Origin of the sequence: Eggerthella timonensis (genome assembly GCF_900184265.1) — a bacterium.
In the GTDB taxonomy this organism is placed as follows: Bacteria; Actinomycetota; Coriobacteriia; order Coriobacteriales; family Eggerthellaceae; genus Eggerthella; species Eggerthella timonensis.
In genome coordinates, this window is the sequence record NZ_FXXA01000002.1 from 3,489,206 (window position 1) to 3,501,052 (window position 11,847).

An 11,847-nucleotide genomic window follows, 5' to 3' on the forward strand; every position below is an offset into this window, starting at 1 on the left:
AAACGCGACCGGTATAATCCCCCGCTCGCGCCCGCTTCGCGGTATCGTCGATCCAAGGAAACACGCCACTTGAGGCTAGGAGGCCGACGGCCATGGACGAGCTGCTCATCGAGCCCGAACCCACCGAACGCGAGCTGGGATGCGCTCCCATCAAGCCGCTGTTCGCACGCTACGCCGCCATCACGTTCGCCGGCATGCTGGCCCAGATGGTGATGGTGGTGCTCGAGGGGCTCATCATCGGCAACGGCCTGGGGCCGCTCGGGCTGGCGGCCGTCACCGTCATCCTCCCGCTCGAGCTGCTGAACCTGGCGCTGGGCGGCGCGTTGGGCATGGGCACCGCTGCCGCTGCCGGCCAGCGCCTCGGCAGCGGCGACGCGAAGGGCGCGCAGAAGGTGTTCGCGCAGGGCTTCTGGCTGTCGGCGTACCTGCTCGTGGCGCTTTCCGCGGCCATTGCCTTGTTCGCGCCGCAGATCGCCACGCTGTTGGGCGCCACGGCCGACATCCACGCCGACGTGACGGCGTTCATCCGCCTGCTCATGTGCTTCTACCCGTTCTGCACGCTGGGGCAGCTGCTGTGCTCGCTCTTGCGCACCGACGAGAAGCCGTCGCTCGCCTCGGCGCTGGCCGTCATCGCATCGGTCGTGTCGCTGTTGTGGCTGTACGTGTGCGTGTACGTGCTGCAGCTGGGCTTCGCCGCTGCGGGCGCGTACTACGGCATGAGCACGGGGCTGTGGTTCTTCGCCATCCTGTACTTCCAGTTTAACAAGAAATCCACCTTCAAGGTGACGCTCTCGGGCATGAAGCTGGAGCGCGAGGTGTGCGGCGCCATCCTGTGGCAAGGATTGCCGCTGTTCCTGGTGCAGGCCGCCAGCCTCGTGTACACGATGGTCATCAACAACTACCTGGGCGCGCTGGGAGGCGACCCCGATCTCGCCGCGTTCGCCGTGATCAACGGCTACGTCGTCTACCTCTTGGATATGCTGTGCCTGAGCGCCACGTACGGGTTGCAGCCCATCGCCAGCTTCAACTGCGGCGCACGGCACCACGGCCGCCTGCGCGAACTGGTGAAGGTGAGTCTGGGCGGCACGTTCGCCGTGGTGGCCGTGGTGTGCGGGCTGGTCATCGCATTCGCGGCGCCCATCTCGGCGTTCTTCATCGGCGACGACCCCGCCCTCGTCGAGCTGACAGCCTCTCACTTCCTGCCGCTGCTCGTGTGCGCGCCGTTCGGGTTCATGGCGCAGGTGGCCTCGGCGTACTTCCAGGCCGTCGGTCAGGAGCGCACGTCCATCGTGCTGGGCATCTGCCGCTACCTGCTGTTCGCCATCCCGCTGATCGTGATCCTCGCTGCCGTCGAAGGCCTCACGGGCGTGTGGTGGTCGCAGCCGCCCGCCGACCTGCTGGCCGCCGGCCTGGCCGTGGCGCTGGCCGCCCGCGAATACCGCAAGCTCAAGCGCGCGGACGCGGATGCGAGCGCGCTGGGAGCGCCGGAGGGGGAAGCGCTGGTCGAAGGGGCGTAGGAAGGCTCACGAAGACGCGGGGGCCGTCTCCCCGTCGACGCCCGCATCGTACACGATGTCGAACACCTCCTGGCGCGAGCCGACGCCCATCTTCTCGTAGATGTGGGCGACGTGGGTCTTCACGGTTCCTTCAGACAGCACGAGCTCGCGCTGAATGGCCGGGCGCGACCTGCCCTGCGCCAGAAGCGACAGCACCTGCGTCTCGCGTTGAGACAATCCATAGCGTTCGCCCAAAAGCACGCAGCGACGGTCTACGACTTCGACCACGGCAGCGCCGTTGCTCTCGAGCGGAATCTCGGGCTCCCCCTCGATCGTATACTCGTTAAGCGCTTCCGCCGACGTAAGCGTACTCTGGCGTCGTTCGTACAATAAGCGCGGATGCACGGCCACTACGATGATGAGCGCATACGACACCGCAAGCACCACGAATGCCGATGCAACCTGATTGGTCTCGAGCAGGAATATCCACGCGATCGAACATACGCTATACGGTGCCAGCGACATGCCGGCGTTGAAATACGACGGTCCCGCAAGATCCTTCTCCGCATTCATGACAAGCGTCCAGGTGAGGATATGCGAGAAGAATTCGGCTGCCAGCAGCACCACCGTAACCGGCTCGCTCCACATGCCGGGAAACACCTGCTTGAGTACCGCCAGCATGAAGCATCCCACGATGACGAGGAACGGCACCTGGTAGCGATACCCCAGCGGCTTGTCGGCCGAAGCCACGAGCGTACCCAGCGTGAATGCGGTCAGCAGCACGCACGCGAGGCACGTCCGCACACAGGAAACCAGCGCATCATCGGCAACGTATTCGGCTCGCGCGCTTCCCCATATGCCTACGTTGCTCACTGCGCTAAGCGTGACGATGGCAACCCCCGAGGCGATGAGCAACAAGTGCAGATGCGAGCGCGCCCTGTCGGCCACGACGCCCGCCCGATCGGCATCACGCTTCCGCCATGCGCGCGGCAGAGCGACCAACGCGACGAGCGGGCATACGCAGCACACGACGATCTGCGCAGTCGCGCTCAACGCCGAGCTTGCCGCAACGCTCAACACCTGTTCGATCACCTGGCTCGCAAGTGCCACGACGATGGCTGGACGCAACGGAACAGCCCGAGCCAGCGCGATATAGAACGACGCCACGATCCACAGGTACCCCACACCGAGCACGAACGATACGCCCACGCCGAGCACTGCCGGAGCCACAAGCGTCTGGTGAAACGCAATAGCGAAACCTGCGGTGCAGAAGCACATGACCAGCGGCAGGTACGTCCGCATGCCGCGTCCGAAGCGTTCGAACGCCCCCGGAACGACGAGAATCAACAGCGAAACCGTCACGCGTCCCGCATGATACGCGTACCTCGTCGTCTCGAGCGAGGAATCGGTTGACGCCGGCTCGAGAAACACTCCACCGTATCCGACCAGGTTCACCCAGATGCCCATCACCGCCAAACCCACAAGCGCTGCGACGACGCGCTTGCGCTCGTCAAGCGCCATATCCCGTAATCCGCTTCCCGTGAATCGCATTGCAACCCCTCCCCTGTGCACCTGCGTCCAGCCCCCTCAAGCCACTTCGCACGATAGATGCATCCGCACCACCATACATCATCCGGTTCGGACGATAGTGCGACCCCGGGCAATATCTGCCGGTTCGCACGATGCCCTATTCCGTCCCGCCGCCTACTCTCAGGGCGTCGGCATCGCCGGCACCATGGAACCATCAAGGAAAGGGGACCATCATGGGAGCATCATCGGTTTCACGTCGCGATTTTCTGCGCAACGCAGGCCTGGCCGCAGCGGGAGCGGCCGTGGGCGCCTCGGCGCTCGGCCTGACGGGCTGCACCGATCAGGCGGCCGACGGCGGCACCGGCCAGGAGGCATGGAACAAGGAAGCGGACGTAGTCGTCGTGGGCTTCGGCGGCGCGGGCGCATGCGCGGCCATCGCTGCGGCCGACGCGGGCGCCAGCGTCATCCTGCTCGAGAAGAACGCGGAAGCGGAGCACCTCAGCAACACGCTCATGTCCGGCGGCATCTTCCACTCGCCCGACAAGGATGGCGACAAGGAAGCGCTCAAGGAATACCTGCGCGGCATGTTCTCGGGCGAGAATCTGCCGACGAAGAACGAGGGCGAGCAGTCACCTCTGTTCGTGGATGGCATTGTGGAGAAGTTCGCCGAGTACGAGCCGCTCAACGTCGAATTCATGCAGAGCCTCGACCCCGATTTCAAGGTGATCGAGCGCGGCGGCGCGGCTTTCCCCGACTTCCCCGGTGCCGAAAAAGCGGGCTACAAGAGCTACAACAGCACGTACGGCAAGTCGGCCACGGGGCCCAAGTTCCCCACTATCGACATGCCGAAGGAAGACACGGCCGCCGGCCTCGCATTCTTCAACTGCTTGAAGACGGGCATCGCCGACCGCACCGACAGGATCGAAGTAGCCTACGAAACGCCCGGCCAGAAACTCATTCAAAACGATGCGGGCGAAGTGATCGGCGTCGTCGCCCAACAGGGAGGGTCCGACGTCCGCATCAAGGCGAAAAAGGGCGTCATCCTCACGACCGGCGGTTACGAGTACAATGAGGAGATGCGCCGCGCGTTTCTCGAAGGCGAGGGCATGACCGGCTGGGCGTTCTACGGCACGCTTTCCAACGAGGGAGACGGCATTCGCATGGGATGCGAGGTAGGCGCCCAGTTGGCGAAAGTCGGCAAGGCGGCATCACGCCTCATCTGGTCGTGCCCCGACGTGACGAAGAACGACTGCAACGTGGGCTCCATCACCGATTCGGTTGGCGGCGCCGGCACCATCGTCGTGAATTCCGAGGGCCGTCGCTTCATGAACGAGACGCTCATCACGAAAGACCCGAGCCGCTACTTCTCGTACAAGAACGCCGTGCACATGGACATCGAGAAGCTGGAATTCCCGAACAACCCGTCGTACATGATCATCGACGAAACGAAGCGCACGTCGGCTCCGCTGGTCAACATCACGCTTTCTACCTGCGGATTCGGCATCATTCCTTGGGACGAGGACAACCAGACCGCCATCGACAAGGGATGGCTCATCAAAGCCGATACCATTGAGGAGCTGGCTGAGAAGATCCGCGACACCCACGAGCTCAACAAGGGTCGCATGGATCCCGCCGTGCTGGCCGCCACGATGGAGCAGTACCAGCACATGGTGGACACCGGCGTCGACGAGGAGTTCGGTCGCACAAGCAAGTCGAAGGACCCGCTGACCGGCGAAGAGACGGACAAGGGATTCCAGCCCATCAGCACGCCGCCGTTCTACGCGATGCCGCTCGTGGCGGGCGGCCCCAACACGAAGGGCGGTCTCCAGGCAGACGGCGAGCGCCGCGTCATCGACTGGCGCAACGAGCCCATCCCGCGCCTGTACTCGGCCGGCGAGATGTCGTCGTGCTTCAAGTTCGTGTACCAAGGCGGCGGTAACGTGACCGAATGCATCGTATGCGGGCGCATTGCCGGCGAGAACGCCGCAGCCGAAACCGCCTGGGATTCCGAGAAGTAAGACCATACGCTGCGACGGCGCGCGTTCGCTTGCGCCGTCGCTCTTCCAGCCCCGCTCGGCGCAAGGCGACACCCTCCCTCCCCTCGCACACGCCGAGCGGGGCTCATCCGCAACTACGTTCGACGAAGGAGTCAGCCGTGAACCGAATGCACCTGCGCATAACCGTCGTGTTGGCAACATGCGGCATCGCCGTCCTCGGAGGCCTTGCCGCATGCGCTCCGCAACACAACAACCAAGCCGGCAGTGAAGGAGCAGGCACAGAATCGACGCAGGTAGCCTTCGCCTGGAGCTACGAATCCACCTGTTCGCAATGTCACCAGAAAGAAGATGGCTCGATGGACGATGCGTCATGCCTGGCCGCCACGCACGCCGCCGAGGGGGCCACGTGCGCGACCTGCCACACCGACGAGAGCGGCCTGGCGAGCGCCCACGAGAACGCAACGCCCGACGCGGCCAAGAAACGCGCCACCAAGCTGCGCAGCACCACCATCGACGAGCCCGCATGCCTCTCATGCCATGGCAGCTACGAGGACCTCGCGACAAAGACCGCCAATCTTACCTTGCTTACCGACAGTGAGGGCACGACGGTGAACCCTCACGCTATGCCCGAGAACGAAGACCACGCATCCACCGACTGCGCAAGCTGCCACGTTATGCACGACAGCGAACCGACCGAAGAGAGCGCGCCAGAATACTGCGAGTCTTGCCACCACGCCGGCGTGTACTCCTGCCACACCTGCCACGACTAGCGAAGCGCTCGCGCGCCTCACGCCCCCTTCCGCGCGCCTTCCTCCGCATGCCCCCTCGCCTTTTTTGGGCGCAAAACGGCACCTGTGACAATTCTCTTGGCAACGCGAAGCCCCAGGCGGCGAATCGAAACATCGCCACCTGGGGCTTTGCTCGCTACGGCAGCATAGCACGACGCGAACCGCACGCCGAAATTGTCATGGCCCGCGATTCGCGCCCACGTGACCGGAGCTCGCGTCCGCTGCGCAACACGGCGACCCCGGCGGCCTACCGGCGCGTTCGCTACGCGACGATCAGCGTTCCCGTCTCGCCTTTGAGGCCGGCGGCGGCGCGTTCGAGCGAGGTGATGAGCGCGCGGCCCTCGGGGTAGGCGCGCACGTACTCGATGCAGGCCTCCACCTTCGGCAGCATGCTGCCCGGTGCGAACTGGCCCTCCTCGATGTAGCGCTCGGCCTGGGCCACGTCCATGACGTCGATCTCCTCCTGCTCGGGCGTGTTGAAGTTGATAGCAACCTTCTCCACCGCCGTGAGGATGACGAGCATGTCGGCCTCGAACTCGGCGGCCAGCTTGGCGCTCGAGCGGTCCTTGTCGATGACGGCCGGCACGCCGTGGTAGCCGCTCGCGTCCTCGACGACCGGCACGCCACCGCCGCCGGCGCACACCACCACGTAGCCGTCGTCCATGAGGTCCTTGACGGCGTCGAACTCCACGACGCGCTGGGGCTGCGGAGACGCGACCACCTGGCGCCATCCGCGCCCGGCGTCCTCCTTGAACACGGCGCCCGTCTCGGCGGCGAGGCGCACGGCCTCGTCCTCGGAGAGGAACGCGCCCACGGGCTTCGTGGGATCCTCGAACGCGGGGTCGTCCGCATCCACCACGGTCTGCGTGACGAGCGCAACCGACGAGCGCATGATGCCGCGCTCCTTCAGCTCGCCCAGCAGCGCCTGGGACAGCTGATAGCCGATGTAGCCCTGGCTCATCGCGCCGCACTCGGGAAGCGGCATGGCCGGGGTTTTGCCGTCGTGCGTGTTCGCATAGTCGAACGCGCTCTCGATCATGCCGACCTGCGGCCCGTTGCCGTGCGAGACGACGACGTTGATGCCCTCGGCCACCATGTCGACGATGTTCTGCGCGGTGTGCTTCACCAGTTCGAGCTGCTCTTCGGGAGTCGAGCCCAAGGCGTTGCCGCCCAACGCGATGACCACCGACTTGCCGGGACCTTTCTGATAGGGCATACAAGCTCCTTTCGATCGCAGGGCAGGGCCCGCCCTAGAGGACGGGCCCTGCCCGGAATTCGCCTACAGCCCCGCGGGCTGCTGCTGGGTGATGCAGTGGATGTTGCCGCCGCCGTAGACCACCTCGCGGGTGGGCACTCCGACGATCTCGCGCTCGGGGAACATCTCCTGCACCTGCTGCAGGGCGCGCTCGTCGTACTCGTCGTCGTACTGGGGCACCAGCACGAAGTCGTTGCCGATGAGGAAGTTCATGTACGAGGCGATGCACACGTCCTCGGTAGTGCGCGGGATGGTGCCCTCCACCACGTCGATGGCGTCCACTTCCTCCTGCGTCATGTAGGTGGGCTCCTTCGGCATGGTCAGCTTGTGCACCTTGAGCGTCCGCCCTTGCGCGTCGACGGCGTTCGACAGCGTCTCGTAGGCGGCATGCGCTGCTTCGTAGAACGGGTTGTCCTCGTCGTCGGTCCAGATGCAGGCCACCTCGCCGGGACGCACGAAACAGGCCACGTCGTCGATGTGCCCGTTCGTCTCCTCGGGGTCGATGCCGTCCTTGATCCAGATGACCTTGTCCACGCCCAGGTACTCCTTCAGGTAGTCCTCGATCTGCTCCTTCGAGAGCTCGGGGTTGCGCCCCTCGGACAGCAGGCACATCTCCGTGGTCATCACGGTGCCCTCGCCGTCCACGTGGATGGAGCCGCCCTCCAACACGAAGGAATCGGGCCGATAGCGGTCCACGCCCGCCAGGTCGGCCACCTTGAGGCCCACGAGCGCGTCCTGGTCCCACGGGAAGTACAGGCCGTCCACCAGGCCGCCCCACGCGTTGAAGTGCCAGTGCACCGCGCGCACGTCGCCCGCGTCGTTCACCACGAACGTGGGACCGCAGTCGCGGATCCACGAGTCGTCGCTCGTCATCTCCACGACGAGGATGTTCTCCTCGCCCGCCAGCACGTAGTGCGCGGCGGCGTAGTCCTCGGGGTTCACGCCCACGATGACCGGCTCGTACTGCGCGATGCCGCGCGCCACGTCGGCGAACGCCTTCTGCGCGGGCTTCGCTCCGTCGCGCCAGTTGTCGGGGCGGTGCGGCCACAGCATCCAGATGCACTCCTGCGGCTCGAACTCGCCGGGCATGCGGTAGCCGTCCTTCTTCGGGGTGGATTCGTTCTCGTAAATCGTATCCATAGGTACGTCCTTTCGTTTCGTATCGTTGCACGCGAAGCGGCGTCCGCCGAGGACGCCGCTTCGAGAACTACACCAGGTCGCGCGGCTCGCGGCCGATGAGCATGTCCTCCTCCATGGCGACCTTCTCGGATTCGGGCATCTTCTCGTAGCCCTGCGCCACGTCGAAGTCGAACGGGTCGCCGTTCGACCCCATGCCGCCGTAGTCGCTGTTGCGCCCGCGCGCCGACCAGATGCGCACGATCTCCCCCAGGATGACGAACGCGATCACGCCGATGAGCATGGGGATCTTGCCCATCTCCTCCGGCGAGCCGTTCAGCGGCACGATGGTGGCGACGATGGCCAGCACGAGCAGCACCACGGGCAGCCACGCCACCACGAGCGCCACGCCGTGCCCGCCGGGCACCTTGAACACGCGCTTCGCCGTGGGGTCGATAGTGCGCAGCTTCAAGAACGCCGGGAACATCGGGATGTAGCTGATCAGCAGGAACACGATGTTCATGGAGAAGAAGATCCAGAAGAAGCTGTCGAAGCCGGCCAGCTCCATCACGGGCGACAGCAGCACGAGCACGCTTGCCACGATGCCGTTGACGATGGCCGCGCCCGTGGGCATCTGGTTCTTCTTGCTCTCGTGCGCGAACACCTTCGGCATGTTCTTCTTGCGCGCGGCATGCTCGGCCACGAAGTTCACGCCGAACGACCAGCTGACCATGTTGCCGAACAACGTGATGAGGAACACGATGCCCACCACGATGAACAGCACGCTGCCCACGCCCGCCATGATGCCCACGGCGTCCATGATGCCGGAGTCGAGCGAGATGTCCATCGCCGGGATGGCGGCGCCGATGCCGAACGAGCTGAACAGGTACAGCGCGGCGATGGCGATGCCGCCGGCGATGATGGCGCGGGGGATCTGCTTGTTCGGATTCTCCATAGAGCCCACGTAGGTGGTGATGACCTCGAAGCCCATGAAGTTGAACAGGATGATGGACAGGTACGTGAGGCTGTTCGAGTCGAGCGCCGGCAGGAACGTCGAAGGCTCCATGTCGTTCGCGAAGCCGAAGTTCACGGCGTACCAGATGCCGAGGCCGCCCACGACGAGCGCGATGCCCACCTTGAGCACGGCGGCCAGGTTGAGGATCCACGCCGAGTCCGACACCTTCGAGAAGCTGAGGAACACGACGATCCAGATGAACGCCAGCTCGATGATGAGCGAGGGCACCAGCCCGATCTCCATGCCGGTGATCATCGAGATGGTCTCAGGGAACAGGAAGGCGAGCGAGGCCATCCACAGCGGGAAATTGATCCAGTAGTACCAGCTCACGCGGCTGCCCCACTTGTCGCCGAACGCGCGGCGCACCCAGTCGTACAGGCCGCCCTCGTCGTCGTAGGTGGTGCCCAGCTCGGAAACCACCAATCCATACGGCAGCAAAAACGCGATGATGAGGAAGATCCACCAGAAGAACTGCGAGTTGCCGATGGCGGCCGCAGGAGCCGCCGCCTCGGCCACGAACACGACGGTGATCACCGACAGGATCGCGTCGATCAACCGGAATTTCTTATTCTTTGCCATAAGTTTCCTTCTTTCACGCACAGGTTGGCGTAGTCGGTCAGCGAGGGCGGCCGTGGTGCTTGAGATTCGTGGGATGGCGCGGACTACGCGTACTTCGGTTCGCGAGCTCGCGACATCGCGCGAAGATTGAGCACCACGGCCGCCCGTCCCCTTCGGGGACTTGCTTCGCGACGCAGCACATCGACTCGTTCCGATGGCCGCTAAGCCGTCGGAACCCCCTGCTTGCCGAGGCCTTCCAGCAGGTAGTTCAGCTGGTCGTGCGCCTCGCCGGCTTCGGGCTCCTCGGTTTCGGCCTGCTTGCAGAAGTACGCCAGCAAGCCGCGGATGGAGTGCTTGCGGTTCTCGGCCTCGTCCCAGCAAATGGACTGCGCACCGTCGATGACCGCGTCGGTGACTTCCTCGCCACGCGAAGCGGGCAGGCAGTGCATGAACTTGGCGTTCGGGGCGGCCATCGCCATGAGCTCCTCGGTGACCTGGTACGTCGGGTAGAAGATGGCCATGCGCTCGTCCTTCGACAGCTCCTTGTCGTACAGGCCGTACCACACGTCGGTGTACACGAAGTCGGCATCCTTCATGGCTTGCTCGCGGTTGTCGGTGACGCTCACGCTTCCGCCCGACACCTCGCAGTTCTTGCGGCCGATCTCCAGCAGATCCTCGCGGATCTGATGGCCCTCGGGGCCGTACTGCACGAAGTCCATGCCCATCTTCGAGCAGATGAACATCTCGGACACGCACACCTGGGTGGCGTCGCCCACGAACACCATCTTGCAGTTCTCGATGCGCTTGCCCTCGGGCAGATGCTCGATCATGGTGAGAAGGTCGCCCATCTCCTGGGTGGGATGGTTGTAATCGGACATGCCGTTGATCACGGGAATCGTGGCATACTTCGCCAACTCCACGAGGTCCTCATGGCGATCGACGCGCGCTTCGAGAACGTCGAGCAGCCGGCTCATGACGCGCGCCGAGTCCTCGATGGTCTCGTGCCCGCCCAGCTGGATGGTACCGGGCGCGTAGAACTGGCCCGTGCCGCCGAGGTCGGCCATGGCGCCCTCGAACGACAGGCGCGTGCGGGTGGAAACCTGCTGGAAGATCATGCCGAGCGTCTTGTGCTTCAGCAGCTCGGGGAAGTAGCCGGCCTTCACGCAGCGCTTGAGCACGCGCGACAGCTCGATCATGTCGAGCAGCTGGTCCTTCGTGAAATCGTTGGTATCGAGAAAGTCCTTGACGGTCATCGATGAGCCTCCTTCGGGGAGTGCGGACAAGTGAGTCGGCGCGGCCGGATTGCAGTACGGCCGCGCCTTGCACTCAGTTGTAACCCGAATCGCCGCAGCGCTCGACAAGGCTCTCCGGTCGTGCGAGAATCGAAGACGAACCGAAACCGAATCGCAAAAGGACACGCTATGAACCTATCCGGACTCATCACCGTTCAGCCTGATCAGACCGAAGAGCTCGATGCGCTCGCCACCATGGTGGGCACCTGCTTCCTCGAGGAGATGTGGTACGTCACCTGGCTTGAAGCGCTCGACGAGCTGGGCATCGGAACAGAGCGCAAGCTCGAGATCACCCGCGCCGTCATCCGCTCGGACTATGCCGTCACCGCGCCGTTCCAGTGCGTGTACACGCTGCCCGACCGCGCGGGCGCCGCGAACGTCTACCTGCGCAGCGAGCTGGGCGACATCGACTGGACCGAGCTCGAGGAGGAGTCGGGCGCGCTTCTGGCCGAGATGCTCACCGACGAGGAGATCGCCGTGCTGGGGCCGCGCATCGAGGCGATGGACCCGATCTCCTCCACGAGCTGGCCGCTCGAGCGCACAGCGCCCGATGAGGACTTCGTCTACTTCATCTCGGCCGCCGTCGATCCCGAGAAGCGCGGCACGGGCGCGTTCCGCCGCCTGTTCACGCCCTTCCTCGCCTACGCCGACGAGCACGGGCTGGACTGCTACCTCGATTGCTATACCGACCGCCTCGAGCAGCTGTACGGCCACTTCGGCTTCGAGACGGTGGAGCGTCGCAGCATCGAAGCCTTCCCCATCGAGGAGCGTCTCATGATCCGTCGGCCGCAGTAGGGGAC

At 64.6% G+C, this 11,847-nt stretch carries 9 protein-coding genes; 4 read left to right on the forward strand and 5 right to left on the reverse strand.

The window, feature by feature from the left end:
• Positions 1-92: 92 nt before the first annotated feature.
• On the forward strand, positions 93-1,517 hold the full coding sequence (locus C1A15_RS14910) for an MATE family efflux transporter (protein ID WP_101723296.1): 1,425 nt from the start codon (positions 93-95) through the stop codon (positions 1,515-1,517).
• A 6-nt stretch (positions 1,518-1,523) separates the two neighbouring features.
• Here C1A15_RS14910 and C1A15_RS14915 read toward each other — a convergent pair whose 3' ends face one another.
• Complete coding sequence (locus tag C1A15_RS14915; protein WP_180953117.1) at positions 1,524-3,017, reverse strand: response regulator transcription factor; 1,494 nt, start codon at positions 3,015-3,017, stop codon at positions 1,524-1,526.
• Between the two features lie 242 nt (positions 3,018-3,259).
• Here C1A15_RS14915 and C1A15_RS14920 point away from each other — a divergent pair, with 242 nt between their 5' ends.
• Together C1A15_RS14920 and C1A15_RS14925 are read left to right on the forward strand one after the other, a co-directional pair.
• Positions 3,260-5,044, forward strand: a complete 1,785-nt coding sequence (locus tag C1A15_RS14920; protein WP_101723298.1) for an FAD-dependent oxidoreductase — start codon at positions 3,260-3,262, stop codon at positions 5,042-5,044.
• A gap of 335 nt (positions 5,045-5,379) precedes the next feature.
• Positions 5,380-5,793 (forward strand): cytochrome c3 family protein, encoded by a 414-nt coding sequence (locus C1A15_RS14925; protein WP_245865045.1) that lies wholly within the window; start codon positions 5,380-5,382, stop codon positions 5,791-5,793.
• 280 nt (positions 5,794-6,073) lie between these two features.
• On the opposite strand, the gene arcC is transcribed toward C1A15_RS14925, so the two are convergent.
• The 4 genes from arcC to ptcA form a co-directional block, all read right to left on the reverse strand.
• Positions 6,074-7,027, reverse strand: coding sequence for a carbamate kinase (gene arcC / locus C1A15_RS14930; RefSeq protein WP_101723300.1), 954 nt, complete (start codon positions 7,025-7,027; stop codon positions 6,074-6,076).
• A 63-nt stretch (positions 7,028-7,090) separates the two neighbouring features.
• Complete coding sequence (gene aguA, locus C1A15_RS14935) at positions 7,091-8,206, reverse strand: agmatine deiminase (RefSeq protein WP_101723301.1); 1,116 nt, start codon at positions 8,204-8,206, stop codon at positions 7,091-7,093.
• A 67-nt stretch (positions 8,207-8,273) separates the two neighbouring features.
• Positions 8,274-9,776 (reverse strand): APC family permease, encoded by a 1,503-nt coding sequence (locus tag C1A15_RS14940; RefSeq protein ID WP_101723302.1) that lies wholly within the window; start codon positions 9,774-9,776, stop codon positions 8,274-8,276.
• A 200-nt stretch (positions 9,777-9,976) separates the two neighbouring features.
• Positions 9,977-11,008: a putrescine carbamoyltransferase gene (ptcA, locus tag C1A15_RS14945; RefSeq protein WP_101723303.1), complete on the reverse strand. Its 1,032-nt coding sequence runs from the start codon at positions 11,006-11,008 to the stop codon at positions 9,977-9,979.
• A gap of 168 nt (positions 11,009-11,176) precedes the next feature.
• Between ptcA and C1A15_RS14950 the strand changes: the two genes are divergently transcribed.
• Positions 11,177-11,842, forward strand: coding sequence for a GNAT family N-acetyltransferase (locus C1A15_RS14950; RefSeq protein ID WP_101723304.1), 666 nt, complete (start codon positions 11,177-11,179; stop codon positions 11,840-11,842).
• Positions 11,843-11,847 lie beyond the last annotated feature (5 nt).